This is a genomic window from Nonomuraea sp. NPDC004354, from assembly GCF_053602555.1.
In genome coordinates this window covers 59,683-83,803 of sequence record NZ_JBSGDV010000006.1, presented here as the reverse complement: position 1 = coordinate 83,803, position 24,121 = coordinate 59,683, and the positions used below count along the sequence as shown (strand labels likewise).

Sequence of the window (24,121 nt, the reverse complement as noted above, 5' to 3'; positions counted from 1 at the left end):
GGGCTCATGCCTCCCTGCAGTGTGCGGCGACGATCGGTCCGATATGGGCCATGGCGTCGGCCCTGGTCATCGCCTCGTGGTCGCAGTCGATCTCGTGGACGTCCAGGCGGCCGGCCACGTGCGGCCGCCAGATCCCGGCGGCGGACACCCCCGGAGCCCAGCTCCGCGTGGCGACGAACAGCACCGCGTCGCCGCCGACGCGTCCGGGGCGGTGCGCGTCCAGCAGCCTGGAGTTGTGCAGGACGGTCTCGGTCATCGTGGCCACGAGCTCCTCGTCCAGCTCGGCCGCGTAGCCGACGGAGTCCATCAGCAGCTCGCGGGCCTCGGCAGGGTCCTCGATGCCCGGCCGTTCGGCGCCGGAGAAGGCCGGGTAGCTGTCGAGCAGCGCGAGCAGGGCCACCTGACCCTCCCGCTCGCCCTCCAGCCGCTCGGCCATGGCGTGGGCCACCAGGCCGCCGAAGGACCACCCGAGCAGGTGGTAGGGGCCCTCCGGCTGCACCTTGCGGACCAGTTCCAGGTACTGCTCGGCCAGCTCGGCCACCGATCCGGCCCGGCCCGGCCCGGTGGACTGCAGCCCGTAGACCGGCCGGTCGGGCTCCAGGTGCGGCAGCAGGCTGCTGTAGCACCAGCTCACCCCGCCGACCGGGTGGACGCAGAACAGCGGCGGCAGGTCGCCGGCGGGCCGCAGCGGCAGCAGCATGTCGAAGGCGTCCGCGCCGCCGCTGCCGTCGAGCCGCTCGATGAGCTCGGCGACCGTGGGCGCGGCGAACAGGTCGCGGATGGTCAGCCTGACCCCGAGCGTGCCGCGGATGCGGCTGATCAGCCGGGTGGCCAGGATGGAGTGGCCGCCGTTGGCGAAGAAGTTGTCGTCGATGCCGAGCCCTGGGGCTTCGAGCACGTCGGAGAAGAGCTCCAGCAGCGTGTTCTCCCTCGGCGTGCGCGGCGAGCGGTGCCGCGCGCGAGGGGGTTCCGGCAGCGCCCGGCGGTCCAGCTTGCCGTTGGGGTTCAGCGGCAGCGCGCGCAGCGGCAGGTAGGCCGCGGGAAGCATGTGCGTCGGCAGGTGGGCCAGGGCGTGCTGGTGGACGGCCGCCGGGTCGGCGCTCTCCGGCGTGAGATAGGCGACGAGCTGGTCGTCGCGGACGATGACCGCGGCCTGCGCGATCCCCGGGGCGCCGCCCAGGACGGTCTCGATCTCGGCGAGCTCGATGCGGTGGCCGCGCAGTTTGATCTGGTTGTCGGCGCGGCCGAGGAATTCGAGGGTGCCGTCGGGGTGGCGGCGGGCCAGGTCGCCGGTGCGGTAGAGGCGGCGGCCGCCGGTCCAGGCGATGAAGCGCTGGGCGGTGAGTGCGGGGCGGTCGAGGTAGCCGCGGCCGACGCCGGGTCCGCCGATGTACAGTTCGCCGCGCACGCCCGGTGGTACCGGCCGCAGATTGCCGTCCAGCAGGTGGACCTCGGTGTTGACCAGCGGGCGGCCGATCAGCGGCACCTCGCCGTCACGCACCCGGTAGCCGGTGCTGTCGTTGGTGCACTCGGTCTGGCCGTAGTAGTTGTAGCTGTCGGTGTCGGTCGCCTGCCGCATCGCCCGCCACAACCCGGCCGAGACCGCCTCCCCGCCCACCATCAGCGCCTTCGGATGGTGCCGCCCCGGCGCGAACAGCCCCGCGGCGACCAGCTGCTCCATGAAGACCGGGGTGAGGTCCACGAAGCCGATCCGGTGCCGGTCGATGTAGTCGACCAGGTCCTCGGGCGTGCGCCGCGTCACGTCGTCGATGACGTGCAGCTCGTGCCCGTCGACCAGCCACAGGATCGAGTCCCACGAGGTGTCGAAGGTCAGCGGCACCACGAAGGCGATGCGCAGCCGCTCGCCCTTCGCCGCGGTGAACAGCCCGTGCCGGTGCGCGTGGAACAGGTGGGCCAGACCGCCGTGTTCGAGCACCACGCCCTTGGGCCGGCCGGTGGAGCCGGAGGTGTAGATGACGTAGGCGGCGTGCCGGGGCAGCGGCGGGGTGCCGGGGTCGTGGTCGGGCCCGTCCGGCACGTCCTCCATCGCCAGGGTCCGCTCGTACGGCAGCGCCGTGCCGCGGGTGGTGAGCAGGAGGAGCGGCCGGGCGTCCTGGAGGGTGTAGGCGAGCCGCTCCTCGGGGTGTTCCAGGTCGAGCGGCAGGTAGGCGGCGCCCGCCTTGTGCACGCCCAGGATGGCCGTGATCATGTGGACGGAGCGGGGGAGGGCCAGCGCGATGAGCGTCTCCGGTCCGGCTCCTTGTGCCCTGAGGTGGTGGGCCAGCCGGTTGGCCGTACGGTTCACCTCGTCGAAGGTCCAGCTGCGCCCCTCGGCCACCACGGCCACGGCGTCCGGGGTGCGGGCGGCCTGCTGTTCGAAGAAGGTCGGCAGGGTCTGCGGTGGCGCTTCGACGCGGGGGCCGTGGGAGTGGGCCACCGCCTGGCGGGCCTCCTCGGCGCTGAGCACGGGCAGCTCGCCGATCGGGGCGTCCGGGTCGGCCACGGCGGCCTCCAGCAGCCGCAGCAGCCGCTCGGCCAGCGCCTCGGCAGTGGCCCGGTCGAACAGGTCCACCGCGTACTCGAGGTAGGCGGCCATGCCCTCCGGCTGTCCGCAGGGGCCGTAGTTCTCGATCACGTCGAGGGTCAGGTCGTAGTCCGCGGTGCCGTGCCGTACCGGCTCGTGGGCGATGTCCAGGCCGGCGAAGGCGAGCTCGGCCGGGGCGTTGTTCTGGAAGACCAGGAGCACCTGGAAGAGCGGGAAGCGGGCCAGCGACCGGGTGGGGTTGACCGCCTCCACGACCCGCTCGAAGGGCACGTCCTGGTGCTCGTAGGCGGCCAGGTTGCCCTCTCTGACGCGCTCGAGCAGCTCGTGGAAGCTCGGGTCGCCCGAGGTGTCGGTCCGCAGCACGAGGGTGTTGATGAAGCAGCCGACCAGGTCGTCCAGCGCCTCGTCGCCCCGGCCGGCCACCGCGGTGCCGATCGGGACGTCCTCGCCCGCGCCCAGCCGGGTCAGCAGGGCGGCCAGGGCCGCCTGCACCACCATGAACAGGCTGAGGTTGCCCGACTGGGCCACCTCCAGCATGCGCTCGTGCAGCTCGGGCGGGATCGTGAAGGGCACCGTGTCGCCGCGGTAGCTGGCGATCGCCGGGCGCGGCCGGTCGGTGGGCAGGTCGAGCTGGTCGGGCAGGCCGGCCAGGCCGGCGCGCCAGAACTCCAGCTGCTCGTCGCCCGGCTCCTGCCACAGGGCGTAGTCGGCGTACTGGACGGGCAGCGGGCTCCACCCGGGCGACCCGCCGTCGAGCCGGGCGCGGTAGGCCTCGGCAAGGTCGCGCGAGAGCGGCGCCATGGACCAGCCGTCGCAGGCGATGTGGTGGACCACCAGCAGCAGGACGTGCTCGCGGGCGCCGAGCCTGAACAGCCGCATCCGCACCGGCGCCTCCCGCGTCAGGTCGAAGCCTTGCGCGGTGGTCGCGGTGAGCAGCTCCGGCAGCTCCCGCTCGGTGGTGTCCACCGGCGTCAGGCGCACCGGAGCGGGCGGCAGCACGTGCTGGTAGGGGCCAGCCTCGTCCTCGGGGAAGACCGTGCGCAGCGGCTCGTGCCTGGCCACCACGTCGGACAGGGCGGCGGCCAGCGCGGGCACCGCCAGCGGGCCGCGCAGCCTGAGGCAGACCAGCGTGTTCTGGGCGTGGTCGCCGGCGTCCTCCAGCCGGTTGAGGAACCACAGGCGGCGCTGGGTGAACGACAGCGGCAGCCGTTCCGGCCTGGGCATCGGCCGCAGCGCCGGCCGGGCGTCGCCGCGCAGGACCTCCGCCAGGCCCGCCACGGTCGGGTGGTCGAACAGGTCGCGGATGGTGAGGGTGGCGTCCAGGGCGGTGCGGATGCGGCTGATCAGCCGGGTGGCCAGGATGGAGTGGCCGCCGTTGGCGAAGAAGTTGTCGTCGATGCCCAGGTGGGTGGCGTTGAGCGTGTCGTTGAACAGCCGCAGCAGCGTCTGCTCGCGCGGGGTGCGGGGCGGCCGGTGCCGGGTGGCCGGGGGCTCGGGCAGCGCGCGGCGGTCCAGCTTGCCGTTCGGGGTCAGCGGCAGCGCGGGCAGCGGCAGGTAGGCGGCCGGCAGCATGTGGGTGGGCAGGTGGGTGCGGGCGTGGCGCTGCACGGCCGCGGGGCTGGCGCCGGCCGGGGTGAAGTAGGCGATGAGCTGCTCGTCGCGCAGGATCACCGCCACCTGGCCGACGCCCGGCGCCTGGCTCAGCGTGTGCTCGATCTCGGCCGGCTCGATGCGGTGGCCGCGGAGTTTGATCTGGTTGTCGGCGCGGCCGAGGAATTCGAGGGTGCCGTCGGGGTGGCGGCGGGCCAGGTCGCCGGTGCGGTAGAGGCGGCGGCCGCCGGTCCAGGCGATGAAGCGCTGGGCGGTGAGTGCGGGGCGGTCGAGGTAGCCGCGGCCGACGCCGGGTCCGCCGATGTACAGCTCGCCGCGCACGCCCGGCGGTACCGGCCGCAGGTCGCCGTCCAGCAGGTGGACCTGGATGTCCGGCAAGGGCCTGCCGATCATGACCGGTCCCGGCTCGTGGGTCCACGCCGTCGCGTCCACCGTCACCTCGGACGGACCGTAGGCGTTGATCATCGTGCGCCCGGCCGCCCACCACGCCATGAGCTCGGGCGGGCAGCCCTCCCCGCCGACCACGAGCACCCGCAGGTCGGGCAGCGGCTGGCGGGGCACGGTGGCCAGCAGCGCGGGGGGCACGTGCGCCAGGCTCACCCGCTGCTCGCGCAGGAAGTCCCCCAGCGCCTCCCCGGTGAGCGTGGCCGGTGCGATCACCAGGCAGCCGCCACGGGCGAACGCCGTGGCGACCTCCGACACCATGACGTCGAAACCGGGCGAGACCAGCTGGAGCACCCGGTGCGCGGGCCCGCCCGCCCCGTCCAGGCGCTCACCCAGATTGGCCGTCAGGTTGGCCAGCCCCCGGTGCTCCAGGACGACACCCTTGGGCGTGCCGGTGGAACCGGAGGTGTAGATGACGTAGGCCGCCCGGTCCGGCGCGAGCGGCAGGCCCGGGTCGTGCTCGGGCCCGGCGGGCACCTCCTCCATCATCACCGCCGTCTCGTACGGCAGCGCCGCCTCGCGCGTGGTGAGGAGCAGCACCGGCCGGGCGTCACGGAGCGTGGCGGCGAGCCTCTCGGCCGGATGCTCCAGGTCGAGCGGCAGGTAGGCGGCGCCCGCCTTGAGCACGCCCAGGATGCCGGTGATCAGGTCGGCCGAGCGGGGCAGGGCCAGCGCGACGAGGGTCTCCGGTCCGGCGCCGCGCTCCAGCAGGTGGTGGGCCAGCCGGTTGGCCATGCGGTTGACCTGGCCATAGGTCCAGGTACGGCCGTCGGCGACCACCGCGGGAGCGTCCGGGGTCCGGGCGGCGTACGACTCGAAGACCCGGGGCAGCGGCTCCGGCCGCTCCTCGCGGCGCGGCCCCTCGGCCTGCCCCTCCTCCTCGGCGCTGAGCACCGGCAGGCGGCCGATCCGGATGGCCGGGTCGGCCACGGCCGCCTCGACCAGCCTGGCCAGCCGCGCGGCCATCGACTCGGCGGTCGAGCGGTCGAACAGGTCGGCCGCGTAGTGCAGCGCGCCGCTCAGCCCCTCCTCCGACTCGTGCACGGCGAAGGTCAGATCGAACTGGGCGGCGGGAACGTCCGCGTCCTGCCGGGTGACCTCCAGCCCGTCGAGGCTCCACGCGTCGCGCGGCTCCTCCTTCGAGTACGTCACCAGCACGTCGAACAGGGGGTTGTGGCCGGGGCTGCGCACCGGATTGAGCCGCTCGACGACGCGCTCGAAGGGGGTGTCCTGGTGGGCGAAGGCCTCCAGGACGGCGGCGCGGGTGCGCCGCAGCAGTTCGGCGAAGGCGGGGTCGCCGCCGGTGTCGGCGCGCAGCACGAGGGTGTTGGCGAAGAAACCGATCAGGGGCGCGGTGTCCGGGTGGTCGCGGCCGGTCGTGGGGGTGCCGACGGCGATGTCGTGCCGGCCGGTCAGGCGGGCGAGCAGGGTCTGGACGGCGGTCAGCAGCACCATGTAGACGGTCGCGCCGTGCTCGCGGGCCAGCCGCCGGACGCCGTCGGCCGGCAGGCGCAGCGGCACGTGGTCGCCCCGCAGGGTGGGCGAGTGGGGCCGGGGCCGGTCGGTGGGCAGCTCGAGCGTCTCCAGGCCGGCCAGCCGGTCGGTCCAGTAGGCCAGGCCGTCCGCGGAGTCGTGGCGGCGCTGGTGGAAGGCGTGGTCGGCGTACTGGATCTCCAGGGCGGGAAGCGTCCGGCCCTGGTAGAGGGCGGCCAGCTCCGACCACAGGACGGGCAGGGACCAGCCGTCGCAGGCGATGTGGTGGAAGACCAGGAGCAGGACGTGGTCGTCGGCGGCCACGCGGTGCAGCCGCGCCCGCAGGACCGGCCCGCTCTCCAGGTCGAAGGGCTCCTCCCAGGCGCCCTCCAGCCCCTCCCCGAGCTCCACCGGGGCGGGCGGATCGACCACCTGGGCGGGGACGCCGTCGACCTCCACGTAACGGGTGCGCAGCACCTCGTGCCGGGCCACCACCCCGCTGAGCGCCCCGGCCAGCGCCTCGACGTCGAGCGGGCCGCGCAGCCGTACGGACACCGGCATGTTGTACGCGGGACTGGCGGGAGCCAGCTTCCACAGGAACCACAGCCGCTCCTGGGCGAAGGACAGGGGCAGGGTCTCCTCTCGCGGCGCGCGCAGGACCGGCGGCGCGGCGGGCCGGGCGGTCTCGACGCGGGCGGCCAGCGCCGCCACGGTCGGCGCCTCGAAGATCGCGGTGACCGGCAGGTCGACGCCGAGCTCCTCCTTGAGCGCGAAGAGCAGGCGGGTGGCCAGCATCGAGTGCCCGCCGAGGTCGAAGAAGTCGTCGTGCGCGCCCACCTCGTCCGGCACCTGGAGCACCCGCCGCCAGACGGCGGCGACCGTGCGCTCCAGCTCGGTGCGCGGCGGCTCGTGGCGGGCACGGGAGACGGCGGGACCGGGCTGCGGCAGCCGGGCCCGGTCGACCTTCCCGCTCAGGGTGCGGGGCAGCGCGTCCACCTCGACGATCCCCGACAGCCACATCGCGCGGGGCAGGCGCTGGTTGCAGAACTCCCGCAGCTCGCCGTGGCCGGTCTGCCCCGTCAGCACCACGTAGCCGACCAGCCGGTGGTTGCCAGGCCCGTCGGGCCAGGCCAGCACGTGGCAGTCGGCGACCGCCGGATGCTCGCGCAGGACGGCCTGCACCTCGCCCGGCTCGACGCGGTGGCCGCGGATCTTCACCTGGTCGTCGTCGCGGCCGAGGAACTCGATGGTGCCGTCGGGCAACCAGCGGCCCAGGTCGCCGGTGCGGTAGAGGCGGGCGCCCGGCGCGGTGGCGTACGGGTCGGGCACGAAGCGGGCCGCGGTCTGCGCGGGCCGGCCGATGTAGCCGCGGGCCAGGCCCTCGCCACCGACGTGGAGCTCGCCCACGACGCCGATCGGCACCTGCCGGCCCTGCTCGTCCAGGACGTGGATACCGGTGTTGGCGGCCGGGGCGCCGACGGGCACGATGCCGGAGACCGTCCGCGCGCCCCTGCGCACCTCGTGGATGGTGCTGTCGATGGTCGTCTCGGTGGCGCCCCAGGCGTTGAGCACGCGCACCTCGGAGCCGAGGGCCGCCATGATCGCCTCGCAGTCGGCCACGGACAGGGCGTCGCCGCCCGAGACGAGCAGGCGCAGGTCAGGCAGCCGCCGTCCGCTGCCGGCCACGTGCTGGGCCAGCGCGTGCAGCACGGCCGGGATGCTGTCGAAGGCGTCGATCCGCTCGGCCACGAGCGCGTCGGCCAGCTCGCCGGGAGCCAGAGCCAGGGTGCGCGGCGCGATCACCAGGCTCCCGCCGAACGTCAGGCTGCGCACCACGTCGCCGAGGAAGACGTCGAAGGAGGGGCTGGCCACGGTCAGCCACCTGCGGGCGCGGTACCTGCGCGCGGCCCAGTCGGCGCGCAGGTTGGCCAGGCCGCCCCTGGTGACCATGACGCCCTTGGGCGTGCCGGTGGAGCCGGAGGTGTGGATGACGTAGGCCAGAGCGGAGCCTGGCACGTCGCGTGCGGGCCGGTGGTCGGGCAGCGCGCCGAGGTCGCCGCCGATGTCGGCCACCCGCCAGGGGCCGTCGGGGATCTCCCCGGCGAAACCCGGGTCCGCCAGCACGACCGCCGGTGCCGTACCGGCCAGCATCGCGGCCAGCCGCGCCGGCGGCTGGTCGGCGTCGACGGGGAAGAACGCCGTCCCCGCCTTCAGGGCGGCCAGCGGGGCGATCACCGAATCCGGGCCGCGCCCCACGCAGATCGCCACCACGTCCTCGGTTCCCGCGCCGAGCTCGCGGATCAGGTGGGCCAGCCGGTTGGCCCGCCGCTCCACCTGGCCGTAGGTGAGCCGCTCGGCCCCGCACACCAGCGCCAGGTCGCCGGGGGCCGTGTCGGCGCAGGCCTCAAACTGCTCCTCGACGCTGGACCTGGCGTTGCGGGCGAGCCGGGTCGCGTTCCAGTGCGCCAGCTGCCGCCGCTCGGCGTCGGTGACCAGGTCGTAGTCGGCGATCGGCCGGTCCGGGTCGGCCGCCGCCTGGCGCAGCAGCACGTTCAGCTGGTCGGCCATGCGCTCGACGGTGCCCAGGTCGAACAGCTCGGCGTCGTACTCCAGGGCACCCGCGAAGCCGTCGTGCAGGCTGAAGGTCAGGTCGAACAGCGCCCCGCCGGCGTCGCAGGGGTACGGCTGCGCGGCCAGCCCGCCCAGCTCCAGCCTCGAGGTGGCCGCGTCGCTGTCGCCGGTGAACATGACGTTGAACAACGGGTTCCTGCCGGGACCGCGCACCGGGTTGAGCCGCTCGACGACGCGCTCGAAGGGGGTGTGCTGGTGGGCGAAGGCGTCCAGCACGGTGGTCCGGTTCCGGCGCAGCAGGTCGCGGAAGGTGGGGTTGTCGCCGGTGCCGGCGCGCAGCACGAGGGTGTTGACGAAGAAGCCGATGAGCGGGGCGGTGTCGGGGCGGTCGCGGCCGGCCGTGGGGGTGCCGACAGCGATGTCGTGCTGGCCGGTCAGGCGGGACAGCAGCGCCTGGACGGCGGTCAGCAGCACCATGAAGACGGTCGCGCCGCTGTCGCGGGCCAGCGCGCGCAGCGTGCGCGCCGTCTCCTCCGGCACGCGCAGCGGCACGTGGTGGCCCTGGTGCCCGGGCTCCTGCGGCCGGGGCCGGTCGGCGGGCAGTTCGAGCGTCTCCAGGCCGGCCAGCTGGGCGGTCCAGTAGCCCAGTCCGTCGTCAGTGTCACGGTCAGGGCCGGTGCCGGTGTCAGTGCCGCCGTCATCCTGGGCGGTGCCTGCATGGGCGGTGTCTGCGTGGGCGGCGGCGTGCCGCTGGCGGTGGGCGTGGTCGGCGTACTGGATCTCCAGGTCGGGAAGGGACTCGCCCTGGTGGAGGGCGGCCAGCTCCCGCCACAGGATGGGCAGGGACCAGCCGTCGCAGGCGATGTGATGGATGACCAGCAGCAGGACATGGTCGTCGGCGGCCAGGCGGAACAGCCGGGCGCGCAGGACCGGCCCGCCCTCCAGGTCGAAGGGCAGCGCGCACTCACGGTCGACCAGTCCGCGCAGCTCGCCCTCCGCGGCGTGGATCACCGGCAGCTCGACCGGCGCGGGCGGGTCCACGACCTGGGCGGGCGCCCCGCCCTCCGCGGCGTAGCGGGTGCGCAGCACCTCGTGCCTGGCCACCACCCCGCTCAGCGCCCCGGCGAGCGCATCCACCTCCAGCGGGCCGCGGAGCCGTACCGCCGCCGGGGCGTTGTAGGCGGGACTGTCCGGGGCCATCCGCCACAGGAACCACAGCCGCTCCTGGGCGAACGACAGCGGCAGCGGCGTGCCGTCACGCGGCGCGCGCAGCGGCTCGGACCCGCGCGCCAGCCGTTCGAGGAGGAGCCTGCGGCGCTCGGGGGACAGCTGCGCGATCCGCGTGGCGAAGGTCTCGGACATGCGTGCGGGTCCTCTCATGACTCGGACGGCAGCAGCCGCTCGAGCTCGTCGTCGGTGAGCGCCTCGACCATCCGCTCCAGCTCCTCGGCGACCCGCTTGGCCAGGGCGGAGATGCGGGGCTCCGCGAGGATCTGCTTGATGCCCAGGTCGACGCCGAAGGTGGTGCGGATGCGGAAGGCGATCTGCACGGCGTGCAGGGAGTGCCCGCCCAGGGCGAAGAAGTCGTCCTCGGCGCCGGCCCGTTCGACCTCCAGCACCTCGCGCCAGATCTCGGAGAGCGCCTCCTCCACCGGGTCGCGGGGCGCGACGTACTCCGCCTCGGGAACGGCCTGGCCGGAGCCGGGCAGGGGGAGCGCGGCCCGGTCGATCTTGCCGTTGGGGTTGAGCGGCAGCTCATCCATGATCATCAAGCTGGCCGGCACCATGTGCTCGGGCAGCTGCCCCGCCAGGTGCTCCAGCAGCTCGCCGGCGCTGACCGCGGCGGCGGGCTGCACGTAGGCGGCCAGCCTGCCGCCGGGCGCGGTCACCACGCAGGCGGCCACCGACGGGTGCCCGGCCAGCGTCTCCTCGATCTCGCCCAGCTCCACCCGGAAGCCCCGGATCTTGACCTGGTGATCGCGGCGGCCGAGGAAGTCCAGGGTGCCGTCGGGCCGCCAGCAGGCCAGGTCGCCGGTGCGGTACAGGCGCGAGCCCGGCACCCCGGAGAAGGGATCGGCGACGAAGCGGTCGGCGGTCAGTCCGGGCCGCCGCCAGTAGCCGACGGCCACGCCGGGGCCGCCCAGCCACAGCTCGCCGGGAACCCCGACCGGAGCGGGACGCAGTGCCTGGTCCACGACCCAGGCCTGCGTGTTGGCGATGGGCGGCCCGATCTGCCCGTTGGTGAGCGGCAGCTCCGCCAGCGGTCTGCAGGTGGAGATGCTGGTCACCTCGGTCGGGCCGTAGATGTTGTGCAGGCCGGAGTGGCGGGCCTCGCGGACGCTGCTCAGGTTGATGCGCTCGCCGCCGATGTAGACCTGGTCCACGGTGGCGAAGGCGTCGGGCACCTCGCCGACCGTCGAGTTGAACAGGGCGGTCACCAGGGCGAGCGTGGTCACGCCCTCGGCCCGCAGCAGCGCCGTCAGCCTGGCGGGTGACAGCACCGTCTCGTTGTCGGCGATCACCAGTCGCCCGCCGTTCAGCAGCGCGCCCCAGACCTCGAAGACGAGCGGGTCGAAGGAGGAGTTCGACAGCTGGGCCACCACGCTGTCGGGGCCGAGCCGGACGTAGTCGGTGCCGCGCACCAGGCGCACGACGCCGCGGTGCGGCACCGCCACCCCCTTGGGCCGCCCGGTGGAGCCGGAGGTGTAGACGACGGTCGCGACACGGTCCCCGCCGCCGTGGTCGCCGTCGCGGAAGTCGCGGGTGCCGAGATCCTCCACGGCCATCGCCTGGCCTTCGGCGAGCGGCAACCCGGCCAGCAGGTGGCGGTGCCCGAGCACGATGCCGGCGCCGGTGTCCTCCAGCATGAACGCCAGCCGCTCGGCCGGATACCCGGGGTCGAGCGGCACGTAGGCCGCCCCCGCCCGCAGGATGCCGACGATCGCGCAGACCAGGTCGGCCGAGCGGGCGCAGCACAGCCCGACCAGGTCGCCCGCGCGCACGCCCGCCTCCCGCAGGGCCGCGGCGACCGAACCGGCCCGCCGCCACAGCTCGGCGTAGCTCAGCCGCACGTCGCCGTCGACCACGGCCACGCGCTCGGGCCGCAGCAGGACGTGCTCGGCCACCAGCGACTCCATCGAGCCGGCCAGCGGCGCCGGCCGGCCGGTCCGGTTCCACCGGCCGACGAGCGCGCGCTCGGCCGGCGAGGACAGCGGCGCGGCGGCCACGGGCGCGTCCGGATCGGCGGCCACCTGGTGCAGCGCGGTCAGGTACTGGTCGCGGACGCGCCGGACCTGCTCGGGCGAGAACTCGCCCCGGTGGAAGTCCAGCCCCATGAGCAGCCCGTTGCCGGAGCGCGGGTTGCGCAGGAAGCCGCAGACGAACGGGTAGTTGGTCGGCTCGACCCGCACTGTGGTGAAGGCGTCCAGCTTGGGGTCGACGAAGGCGACCTCGCCCGCGTCGAGCACGTCCTTCAGCACGTGGAAGTGGTTGTAGACGAAGTGCGTCTCGTACAGCGGGCCGCCGCCGGCCATGCGCTGGATCTCCGACATGGGGAAGCGGCGGTGCGGCAGCAGGCCGTTCTCCTCCTCGAAGACGCGCCGGATCAGCTCCGCCCACGTCCCGCCGACCCGCGCCCTGATCGGCAGCGAGTTGAGGAACAGGCCGCGGGACTCGGTGCCGTCGGCCTCCTCCAGCCTGCCGTTGAAGGCCATCCCGGTGACCACCTCGTCGGTCCCGGCCAGATAGGCCAGCACCCGCACGTGTACGGCCAGCAGCACGCTCTTCAGCGGCACGCCCAGCCGTTCGGCCACCTTCTCCAGGCCCCTGCAGAGGTCGCCGGGGATCTTGGTCTCCCGCCAGCCGTAGAAGTCGCTGCTCTCCTGGGGCAGGGTCCAGTCCTGGACGTCGTAGGCGGGGCCCGCGTCGTCGACCGCGCAGTCGCGCGGCCAGCGGGGCAGCACCAGCCGGTCGAGGCCGGCCAGCCGCTCGCTCCACCAGGCGCGCTCGTCGGCCGACCGCAGGGCCTGGCGCTCGGCCTCGATGAAGTCGCGGTAGGTGGAGGCCGGTCGCGCCGCGGCCCCGGCGGCCGGGTCCTGGAGCAGGGCCACATAGCGTTCCAGGATCTCGGCGATCGTGGAGTGCAGGCTCCAGCCGTCGAGGATCGCGTGGTGCTCCACCAGCGTCCACTGGAAGGTCTCGTCGGTGCGCCGGTGGACGAAGAAGCGCCACAGCGGCGGCCTGGACAGGTCGAAGGGCCGCTCGCGCTCGCGGTCGACCAGCTCGCCGATGACGCGCGCCTGCTCCTCGGCCGGCAGCTCGCGCAGGTCGGCGACGACGATCGGCAGGTCGGCCTCACGGTGGACGAGCTGCAGCATCTCGCTGTACTCGCTCAGGTGGAAGGAGGTGCGCAGGATGTCGTGGCGCCGCACCACCTGGGCGGTCGCGGCGCGGAACAGTTCCTCGTCCCACGGCGCCCGCAGGTGGAAGCTGTCGACGTTCTGGTAGAGCATGCGCTCGTCGGACTCCATGTGGAAGACCATGCCGACCTGGAGCGCGGCCATCGGGTAGGCGTCGACCACGTCCTCGGGCAGCCGGGCCCGGTCGGCGGCGGAGACCAGCTCGTACGGCTCCCGCTCCCGCTCCACCGGCGCCGCCGGCACGATGTCGGCGGCCAGCTGGGCCACCGTCGGCAGCTGGAAGAGCCGCTGCAGCTCGAAGTCGAGCCCGCGCTCGCGGGCCAGCGCCAGCACCTGCACGCTGCGGATGGAGTCCCCGCCCAGGTGGAAGAAGTTGTCGGTGACGCCGACCCGCTCCAGCTCCAGCACCTCGGCCCAGACGGCCGCCAGCTCCCGTTCCGTCTCGGTCCTGGGGGCGACGTAGTCCCGGCCCAGCGCCGGCCGGTCCTCGCCGGGCGGCGGCAGCGCGGCCCGGTCGACCTTGCCGTTGCCGCTGAGCGGCAGCTCGTCCAGGATGATCACCACGGAGGGGATCAGGTGCGCGGGCAGCCGCGGCTCCAGGAACTCGTGGACCGCCTCGACGGTCAGCTCGCCCCTGGGCACGACGTAGGCGACCAGCCGCCGCTCCGGCGCGCCGTGCGCGACGATGACGCACTTGGCCACGTGGGGATGCTCGACGACGGCCGCCTCGACCTCGCCCGGCTCGATGCGGAAGCCGCGGATCTTCAGCTGGTGGTCGATACGGCCGTGGAACTCCAGCGTGCCGTCGGGCTTCCAGCTGGCCAGGTCGCCGCTGCGGTAGAGCCGGGCGCCCGGCCGTCCCGAGAAGGGGTCGGGCACGAAACGCTGGGCGGTCAGGTCCGGCCGGTTCCAGTAGCCGCGGGTCACGCCGTCGCCGCTGACGTACAGCTCGCCGATCACGCCGGCCGCCACCGGCTGCCCGTCCGGGTCCAGGATGTGGATGCCGAGGTCGGGCAGCGGGACGCCGATCGGGCTCGGCCGCTCGGCCAGCAGCTCGCGGGTCAGCGGGGCGTAGGTGCTGTGCACGGTGGTCTCGGTGATCCCGTACATGTTGACCAGCTGCGGAGAGTCCTCGCCGTGCCGCTCCCACCAGCGCAGCACCGAGTCGCGGTCGAGCGCGTCCCCGGCGAAGATCACCAGGCGCAGGGCCAGGTCGGCGCCCCGCCGCTCGTCCACGGCGACGAACTGGCGGAAGACGGCCGGGGTGGCGTTCAGCACGGTCACCCGCTCGCGGGCGACCAGGTCGTAGTAGGCCTCCGGCTCGCGGCTCTCCCAGTGACTGACCACGACCAGGCGGCCGCCGGTGGTCAGGGCGTTCCAGACCTCCCAGACGGAGACGTCGAAGGAGCTGGAGTGCAGCAGCGTCCACACGTCGTCGGGGCGGAAGCCGTACCAGCGCCGGGTGCCCGACAGCAGCCGGATCACGTTGTGGTGGGTGGCCATCACGGCCTTGGGCGTGCCGGTGGAACCCGAGGTGTAGATCAGGTAGGCGAGGTCGTCCGGGCCGGTCTCCGCGTCGGTGAAGGGCCCAGCGGCAGGCTCAGCGGCAGGCAGGGTGGCGGGGGAGTCCACCAGGACCTTCCGGTAGCCGCCTGACGGCAGCTCCACCCCGCGCTGGGTGACGACCACCCGCAGCCCGGCGTCCTCCAGCATGAAGGCCAGGCGGGAGGCGGGATAGGCCGGGTCGAGCGGCACGTAGGCGGCCCCGGTGCGGAGGATGGCGAGCATGCCGACGACCAGGTCGGCGCTGCGGCGGCAGGCCAGCCCGACCAGGTCGCCCGGCCCGGCGCCGAGGCGGCCGGCCAGCGCGCCGGAGCGCTCCCACAGCTCGGCGTAGGTGAGGCTGGTGGCGCCGTCGGTGAGGGCGACGGCGTCCGGACGGGCGCGCACCTGCTCGGCCACCAGGCGGGGCAACGAGGTGGTGGGGGCGATGCGCTCGCCCGGCCCCGACCAGCTCGCCAGCAGCCGCCGCTCGTGCTCGGGGAGCGAGCCGACCTGGGAGACGGGCCGGTCGGGCGCGGCCAGCAGGCCGTCCAGCAGGGTCTGCCACTGCTCGGCCAGCCGGTCGGCGGTGGCGGCGTCGAACAGGCTGGTGGCGTACTCCAGTTCCACGCGCAGCTCGCCCTCGCAGTCCACCACGGTGACGGTGAGGTCGAACTTGGCCGTCCCGGTGTCGGCGGGCAGCAGTTCCGCCTCCGCCTCGCCCAGCCGCCAGCGCCGCCGCTCCTGGCGGTGGAGGCCGAACAGGACCTGCACCAGCGGCGGGTGCGACAGGTCACGCTCGGGCTGGAGCGCGTCGACCAGCGCGGCGAACGGGGTCTCCTGGTGTGACTGGGCCGGCGCCGACGACTCCCGCACCCGGGCCAGCAGCTCGGTGAAGGTCGGGTCTCCCGCCAGGTCGGCCCGGACGATGAGGGTGTTGGCGAAGAAGCCGACGAGCTCCTCCAGCTCCGGCGCCGGGCGACCGGCCACGGGCGTGCCGAGCACCAGGTCCGTACGGCCGCTCCACCGGCCCAGGAGCAGGGCGAAGGCGGCGAAGAGCACCTCGAAGACGGTGGCGCCCCTGGCGTGGGCCAGCTCGCGCACCTGCTCGGCCATCGGCAGGGTGAAGTACTTGGTGGCGCCGTCGAACTCCTGGACGGCCGGCCGCCGCCGGTCGACGGGCAGCTCGAGCAGCGGCGGCAGGTCCGCGAGGTACTCGCGCCACCAGGCCAGCCCCTCGTCCAGGGGCAGGCCGCGCTGCCAGGCCGCGTAGTCGGCGTAGTCGATGACCGGCGGCGCGGGCTCGTTGCCTGCCAGCTCCTCCAGCAGCAGCCCGAGCGACCAGCCGTCCACGGCGATGTGGTGGAAGGAGATCCACAGCAGGTGGTGCTCGGCGGTGTGGGTGATCAGCCCGGCGCGCACGAGGGGAGCGGCCGACAGGTCGAAGGGCTCCCTGAGCCGGCGGTCGGCCAGCCGCCGCGCCTCCTCCCAGGCGGCGGCGCGCTCCTGGCTCCAGGGCACGGCGGCCTCGCGCAGGTGGGTGCGCGGCCTGCCGTCGGTGGCGGTGAAGGCGGTGCGCAGGGCCGGGTGCCGGTCGGCCAGGCCCTGTACGGCCCGCCGCAGCCCGGCGGCGTCGGCCGGACCGGTGAGTTCCAGCAGCACGGGGACGTTGTAGAGCGGGATGCCCGGCCGCCACTGGTCCAGGAACCACAGCCGCTCCTGGCCGTGCGACAGCGGGTCGGACCCGGGCTCGCGGCGCGGGATCGCGACCGGCCTGGGCAGGTCGTCGAGGCCCGCCTCGGCCAGCAGCCTGCTGATGAGCAGCTCTTCGGCGCGGTCAATGTGCATCTGCGTTCTCTTTCTCCGCAACCACGCGGGCTTGCCGGACCTGGAGGACGATGGCCGCCACGCGGTCCAGCCGGTCGCCGTCCGCGCTGCGCAGCGCGGCGGCCAGGCGCCGGACCGTCTTGTGCCGGAACAGGTCGCGGACCGAGAGCGTCGTGCGCAGGGCGCGCTCGATCCGTGTGGTGACCTTGACGGCGTGCAGGGAGTGGCCGCCCAGATCGAAGAAGTCGTCGGTGGCGCCGAGCCGTTCCACGCCGAGCACCTCGGCCCAGATCCCGGCCAGCAGCTCCTCCACCGGCCCGTCCGGTGCCACCGCGGCCGCCTCGGCCCGCTGCCGCTCGGGCGCGGGCAGGGCGGACAGGTCGACCTTCCCATTGGGGGTGAGGGGCAGCCGGTCCACGAGGATCAGGTGGGCGGGGATCAGGTGCTCGGGCAGCTCCCGCGCCAGTCCCTCGCGCAGCCCGGCCAGGGTGACCCCCGGGCCGGGCTGGACGTAGCCGGCCAGCTCCACCGGCCCGGACTCCGGCTCCAGCGCGACGACGGCGCAGCCGCGCACGCCGGGCAGCGCCGACATGGCCAGCTCGACCTCGCCGGGCTCTACCCGGAAACCGCGGATCTTCAGCTGCCGGTCGACGCGGCCGAGGAACTCCAGGGTGCCGTCCCCGTTCCAGCGGGCCAGGTCCCCGGTGCGGTAGAGGCGCGCGCCCGCCGTACCGGAGAAGGGGTCGGCCACGAACGAGGACGCGGTCCGCCCCGGCCGGTCCCAGTAGCCCCAGGCCACGCCGGGGCCGCCGAGCCACAGCTCGCCCGGCACGCCGGCGGCGGCCAGGTCGCCCGTGTCGAGGTCGACGACCCAGGCGGTGGTGTTGGCGATGGGCCTGCCGATGGGCCCGCGGACGGCGGGCGGCTCGGTGAGCCGCCGGCAGGTGGAGAAGGTGGTCACCTCGGTCGGCCCGTAGGCGTTGTGCAGGCTCTTCGGACCGAGCCCGCCGCGCAGCACCTCCCCGATCCTGGCCACGTCCAGCGCCTCGCCGCCGACGTAGAGCTGCTCGACCGTGGCGAAGGCGTCGGGGACCTCGCTGGTGGTGGCGTTGAACAGGGACGTGGTGAGGAAGGCGGTGGTGACCCGCTCGGCGCGCAGCAGCGCGGCGAGCGCGACCGGGGACAGCACGGTCTCCGGTGGCGTCACCGCCACGCGGCCGCCGTTGGTCAGCGCGCCCCAGACCTCGAAGGTGATGGCGTCGAAGGAGGCGTTGGAGACCTGGGCGATGACCGTCGTGCCGTCGAGGGCGACGTAGTCGGTCTCCCGGACCAGGCGGATGACGCCCCGGTGCGGGATCACCACGCCCTTCGGCCGTCCGGTCGAGCCCGAGGTGTAGATCACGTAGGCGGCGTCCTCGGGGCCGACCTCCACCTGAGGAGCGGCCCCGATCTCGGCGCCCGGCCCGTCCACGGCCAGGCCGGCGCGTCCGGCCAGCGGCAGCCCGGCGAGCAGGTCGCGATGCCCCACCACCAGTCGCGCGCCGCTGTCCTCCAGCATGAACGACAGCCGGGCGGCCGGGTAGGCGGGGTCGAGCGGCACGTAGGCGGCCCCGGCCCGCAGGATGGCCAGCATGGCGACGACCAGGTCGGCGCCGCGACGGCAGGCCAGCCCCACCGGCTCGCCCCTGCGCGGCCCGAGCCGTGCGGCCAGCGCGCCCGACCGCGCCCACAGCTCGGCGTAGGTGAGCCGGACGGCCCCGTCGCTCACCGCGACCGCGTCCGGGCGGCCGGCCACCTGCCGGGCGACCAGCTCAGGGACGGACACCGGCTCCGGGCCGGCCACGGAGCCGGACCCGCCGGACCCGGCGGACCAGCCGGCCAGCCGCCTCCGCTGGCGCTCGGGCAGCGCGCTGACGCGGGAGACCGGCCGTCCCGGCGCCGCCAGCAGGCGCCGCAGCAGGGTCTGCCACTGCTCGGCCAGCCGGTCGGCGGTGTCCGCCTCGAACAGGTCGGTCGCGTACTCCACCTCCACGGCCATCTCGCCCGGCGCGTCGTGCACGGTGAAGGTGAGGTCGAACTTGGCGGTCCCGGTGTCCGCCAGCCGCATCGTGGCCGTCAGCCCGTCGGTCAGGGCCCAGGAGTGGCGCGAGGGCCGGTAGTGCGCGAAGGCGACCTGCACCAGCGGCGCGTGGGTGAGCGCCCGCTCCGGCTGGAGCGCCTCCACCAGCAGCGCGAAGGGCACGTCCTGGTGGCTGAGCGCGCCCGCGACGCCGCGCCGTACCCGGTCGACCAGCTCGCCGAAGCCCGGCTCGCCGGACACGTCGGCCCGCACCACCAGGGTGTTGACGAAGAAGCCGACGAGCGGTTCCAGCTCGGGCAGCGGCCGGGCGGCCACCGGTGTGGCGATCGGCAGGTCGCTCCGGCCCGTCCAGCGGCGCAGGACCAGCGCGAAGACCGTCAGCGCCACGTCGAAGACGGTTGCCGAGCGCGCCCGGGCGAAATCGGTCAGGGCGCGGGCCAGCTCCGGCGGCACGACGTGGCGCCGGGTGCCGCCGCCGAAGCTCTGCACGGCCGGGCGGCGGTGGTCCGAGGGGAGCTCCAGCAGCGGCGGCAGGCCGTCCAGGTGCTCACGCCACCAGGCCAGCCCCTCGTCCACGGGCCTGCTGCGCTGCCAGGCGGCGTAGTCGGCGTAGCCGAGCTCGTCGGGCGGCGGCAGGGCGCGGCCACGGCAGGCGGTGGTGAGGTCGTCGAGCAGGTGGTCCAGCGACCAGCCGTCGACGGCCAGGTGGTGCACGCAGATCCACAGCAGGTGCCGGTCGTGGGCATGGCTCACCAGCCCGGCCCGGACCAGGGGCGGCACGCCCAGGTCGAAGGGCTCCCTGAGGTGGCCGCGGACGGCCTCCCACGCCGCCGCCCCGTTCGCGGCACGCTCGTGCCGCCAGGGGACGGCCGCCGCCCGGGTCACCGGCCGCGGCTGGCCGTCGACGGTGACGAAGGCGGTGCGCAGGGCCGGATGGCGGTCGACGACCCGCTGGAGCGCCTGCCGCAGCTCACCGGCGTCGGCCGGGCCGGTCAGCTCCAGCACCAGCGGCACGTTGTGGAGCGCCGTGCCCGGCCGCCACTGCTCCAGGAACCACAGCCGCTCCTGCTCCAGCGAGACCACGGCGTGCCCGTCGGGCGCCTTGACCAGCGGGCGCACCGGGCCGCGCACCGGGCCGCGCGCGGCGGCCGCGTCGACCACCTCGGCGCACCTGGCCAGGGTCGGGGCCGCGAACAGCTCGTCGAAGTGCACCTCGACGTCGAAGGCGGCGCGGATCCTGGTCAGCGCCCGGGCGGCGAGGATGGAGTGGCCGCCCATCGCGAAGAAGTCGTCCTCCGCGCCGACCCTGGGCACCTCCAGGACCTCGGCCCAGATGGCGGCCAGCGCCTCCTCGGTGGGGGTACGCGGGGCGACGTAGGCGTCCTCGTGCCAGTCGGCCGCGATCGGCAGGGCGTCCGGGGCGATCATTACCTCGGCAAGCGGGGTGCCGGGATCGTCGTCCAGCGACTCCAGGATCGACTCCAGCCGGTCCAGGTGCCAGGCCATGGTGGCCGCGGTGTACCGGTCGGCGTCGTAGTCGCACTCCAGCCGCCGGCCGCCGGCATCGCCGGCCAGCAGGAAGAGGCAGTCGCAGTCGCGCAGGCCCAGCGCCAGCCGGTCCACCTCGGCCCGGTCGGCGTCGGCCGCCACCAGCACCCGGGCCCGCGGGTCGGCCGGGTCCCGCTCGGGCGCCAGCAGCTCGGCCAGCGTGGTGCGCTCCCCGACCGCCGCGCGCAGCGTCACCAGCCCGCTCCCGTCCACCGCCGCCACCGTCACCTGCTCGGTACCGGCCTCGGCGATCAACGCCAGGACGGCCGCGGCCAGCACGGCGCCGCCGTACGGACGGGTGAGAGGGCGGGTCAGCGACCCGCGCGCGTAGGTGGGCCGGACGGTCGCCGCCAGGTCGGCGGGCAGCGTGGTCGAGGGACTCACGACGCGCCTCCCGGCAGCACCACGTGGTCGCCGATGACCAGGCGGTCCAGGCCGCCGCGCAGGAAGGTGTCGACCGCCTCGCGCGGGGTGCGGACGATCGGCTGGCCGCGCAGGTTGAAGGAGGTGTTGAGCAGCACCGGCAGGCCGGTGCGCGCGGCGAAGACGTTCAGCAGCGACCACAGGCGCGGGTTGCCGTCCCTGCTGACCGCCTGGACCCGGGCGGTGCCGTCGATGTGCGTGACCGCGCCCAGGCGCTCGCGGTGCTCGGGGCGGGTGCGGGTGGTGAACAGCATGTGCGCGTACTGGCGCTCGCGGCCCCGCCTGATCTCGAACAGGTCGGCCGCCGCCTCCTCGGCGACGACGGGGGCGAAGGGCCGGAAGTCCTCACGCTTCTTGATCAGGTTGTTGATGTGGTCGCGCATCCGGGCTTCGCGAGGGTCCGCCAGGATGCTGCGGCAGCCCAGGGCGCGGGGGCCGAACTCCATGCCGTCCTGGAACCAGGCGATCACCTCGCCCCGGTCCAGCGCGGCGGCGGTCTCGGCGAGCAGCTCCTCCTCGTCGGTGACGCGGCGGTGGCGGCAGTCGGTCCTGGTGGCCAGGTGCTCGGCGATCCGGTCGGCGTCGAAGGAGCTGCCCCAGTACGGCATGAGCAGCGGCGTGATCGGGGTCTCCGGCTTGCGGTCGGCGTGCAGGTGGAGCGCGGCGCCCACGGCGGTGCCGTCGTCGCCGGCGCCGGGCGGCACGAAGACCCTGTCGAACAGCCGGCTGCGCAGGATGAGGCCGTTGGCGGTGCAGTTGAGCGCGACCCCGCCCGCGTAGCACAGGTCGCGCAGTCCCGTCTGGTGACGGTAGTGCCGCAACACGTGCAGCAGGCACCGCTCCAGCGCCGCCTGGACGGCCGCGGCGATGTCCATGTGCCGCTGCTCGATCGGGCCGCCCGGCTGCCGCGCCGGTCCGAAGATCTCCTCCAGCACGGCCAGGACGCCCCGGTGCGTCTCCCGCTGGAGCAGGTCGCCGTCGCGGGCCAGCAGCGGGACGCTGAACTCCGGCGCGGGCCGCAGGTGCACCAGCTGCCGCAGCTCGCGCTCGTAGCGGGTGCGGTCGCCGTAGGAGGCCAGGCCCATCATCTTGTACTCGTCCAGGGCCATCTCGAAGCCCAGGTAGAGGGTGAAGACCCCGTAGAGCGTGCCGAGGGAGTGCATCGCGGGCACGGAGTGCAGCACGTCGAGCTTGCCGCCGGTGCCGGCGAGCACGGTCAGGCTCTCGGTCTCGCCCCGGCCGTCGGCCACCAGCACCAGGCAGTCGTCGAAGCCGCTGGCGTAGTAGGCGCTGGCCGCGTGCGCCAGATGGTGCGGAACGGGGACGAAGCGCGAGCGGACCTCCTGGCCGGGGAAGTGCTCGGCGAACCAGTCCAGCTGCCGCTCGGGGTCGTAGACCTCCCGGTAGCGCCGGGCCAGGTAGTCCTCCCCGGCCTCCAGCTCGGAGGGCTCGTGGGCGAAGCCGTGGCCGATCAGGTCGAGGTCGGCCAGGCCGAGCCCGGCCCGGTCCAGGCAGTCGCGGATGGCGTTGGCGGGGAAGCGGCCGGTGCCCTTCTCGCCGGTGAAACGCTCCTCGGCCGAGGCCGCCACGACCCGGCCGTCCACCACCAGGGCGGCGGCCGAGTCGCGGCCCTGGCTGATCCGGTACTCGCGTTCGGACAGGCCGGGAAGCTCGCGCCGCTTGAATTCCTCGGAATGGTGCAGGCCGCTGATACCCAGGACTTTCATCACGTCTCCACGAGGGTCTCGGCGTGCGACTGGAGCGCATGCCTGTCGATCTTCTGGCTGCCGGTCAGGGGAAGGCTGGGCACGATCGCGATGCGCTGCGGCATGAGCGCCCGTGGCAGCCACTGCGCCAGGTGGTCGCGCAGCTCGGCCGTCCCCAGCCGCGCCGCCTGCGCGTACAGGGTCAGGCGCTGGTCGTTGGCGCCGTGGTCGACCACCAGCGCGGCGGCCCTGGCCACCCGCGGATGGCGCTCGGCGACCGCCTCGATCTCCTCCAGCTCGATCCGCTGTCCGCGCAGCTTCACCTGGTGGTCGATGCGGCCGTGATAGGCCAGGGTCCCGTCGGGACGCCAGGCGCACAGATCGCCGGTCCGGTAGATCCGGCCCAGCTCCGGGTGCTCCTGGAAGACGGCCGCCGTGCGCTCCGGGTCGCCGACGTAGCCGAGCGCCAGCTGCGGGCCGCTCAGCACGAGCTCCCCGATCAGGCCGACGGGCGCCGTCCGGTCCCACTGGTCGAGCACCGCGGCCCGGGTGCCCGGCAGAGGGCGGCCGATCGGCACGGGGTCGTGCGGCGGATCAGGCACCAGGTGCGTGACGGTGTAGATGGTGGTCTCGGTCGGGCCGTAGCCGTTCCACACCCGCGCGCCCGTCGTCCGCAGACCGGCCACGAGATCGGCGCTGAGCGCCTCCCCGCCGCAGATCACGTCGACGCCGTCCAGGCTGCCGGCGGTCAGGTGCGGCACGGTCATCCGCCAGGTCGTCGGGGTGGCCTGGACCAGGTCGAGCCGCCGGCCGTGCAGCCAGGCGGCCAGCCGTTCCGGATCCCGCTGCAGGTCCTCGTGGACCAGCAGCAGCCGCCCGCCGGTGGCCAGCGGCAGGAAGATCTCCATCGTGGACATGTCGAAGGTCAGCGTGGCCATGCAGGTGACGTGCGGGCGCTCGGCTCCGATCATGGCGGCGATGGCGCCGACGCTGTGCCGCAGGGCCGCATGGGGGATGGCGACCGCCTTGGGCGTGCCCGTCGAGCCGGAGGTGGACAGGGCGTAGGCCACCCCGTCGAGGGCGACGGGGAAGTCGGGGACGGCGCCCGCGGCCGGCTCGGCCGTCGCGCGCAGGGCGGTGCAGCCGGGCAGCTCCACCCCCTCGGGGAGCACCGCGTGCCCCGCTCCGGCGGCGGCCAGCTGCTGGCTCAGCCGGAGCGGCGGGTGCTTGAGGTCGAGCGGCAGGAAGCCGGCGCCCAGCGACCAGGTGGCCAGCAGGGCTGCGACGGTCTCGATCCGCCGGGGCAGGCCGATGCCGACCAGATCGCCCGGTCCCACGCCGGCCTGCCCGAAGCGGGTGGCGAGCGCGGCGGTCAGCTCGCCGAGCCGCCGGTAGGTGACGGCAGTGGCGCCGTCGTCGACGGCCACGGCGTCGGGGTCGCCGACCATGTGGTCCCTGATCATCGACGCCACGGTCCGTACGGTGTCCCAGTCGCGCTCGGCGTGCGCGCCCGCGACGATCCGGGCGTCCTCATCGCTCCAGAGCCAGGCCCGGCCGGCGGGCCGGTCCGGATCGGCGGCCAGCGCCGCCGCCAGCCGGGCGCGCAGCAGCGGCTCGGCGACGACCTCCCGGTCGCCGAGGTCGAACACGATGCTCCGGCCGCCCACGGCGACGCTGGTGGCCTCGGGCAGGGCGGCGACCGCCGCGACGATCTCGCTCAGCCTCGCCCGCCAGGGCAGCCGCACCTCGTGCCCGCATACCTCACCGTGCACCTGCTCCGCGCCCGCGGCCAGCACCACCAGCGCGCCCGCCGCGAGCACCGCGCCGGGCGGCATACCGAATTTACCCGCGAGTCGCTCGGCGGCCTCGAATATCGGATTATCCATGTGGATCCCGTCAATTAAGAGAAGGGCTTTTCCACGAAACTCCGCGT

The 24,121-nt window shown here is 74.6% G+C and carries 5 protein-coding genes; all 5 read right to left on the bottom strand.

Annotated elements, in window-relative coordinates:
- Positions 1–4: 4 nt before the first annotated feature.
- The 5 genes from ACWENQ_RS19755 to ACWENQ_RS19735 are packed head-to-tail and all read right to left on the bottom strand — an operon-like array spanning position 5 to position 24,074.
- Positions 5–10,006, bottom strand: a complete 10,002-nt coding sequence (locus ACWENQ_RS19755) for an amino acid adenylation domain-containing protein (RefSeq protein WP_452415534.1) — start codon at positions 10,004–10,006, stop codon at positions 5–7.
- A 14-nt stretch (positions 10,007–10,020) separates the two neighbouring features.
- Positions 10,021–16,452 carry an amino acid adenylation domain-containing protein gene (locus tag ACWENQ_RS19750; protein WP_452415533.1) on the bottom strand — a complete coding sequence of 2,144 codons (6,432 nt, stop codon included), beginning with the start codon at positions 16,450–16,452 and terminating at the stop codon, positions 10,021–10,023.
- Positions 16,442–20,443 (bottom strand): amino acid adenylation domain-containing protein, encoded by a 4,002-nt coding sequence (locus tag ACWENQ_RS19745; protein WP_452415532.1) that lies wholly within the window; start codon positions 20,441–20,443, stop codon positions 16,442–16,444. The genes ACWENQ_RS19750 and ACWENQ_RS19745 overlap by 11 nt, the downstream gene beginning before the upstream one ends.
- Positions 20,440–22,209 (bottom strand): carbamoyltransferase family protein, encoded by a 1,770-nt coding sequence (locus ACWENQ_RS19740; protein WP_449930735.1) that lies wholly within the window; start codon positions 22,207–22,209, stop codon positions 20,440–20,442. The genes ACWENQ_RS19745 and ACWENQ_RS19740 overlap by 4 nt, the downstream gene beginning before the upstream one ends.
- A complete protein-coding gene (locus ACWENQ_RS19735; RefSeq protein WP_452415530.1) occupies positions 22,209–24,074 on the bottom strand; it encodes an amino acid adenylation domain-containing protein in 1,866 nt (621 codons plus the stop codon). The genes ACWENQ_RS19740 and ACWENQ_RS19735 overlap by 1 nt, the downstream gene beginning before the upstream one ends.
- Positions 24,075–24,121 lie beyond the last annotated feature (47 nt).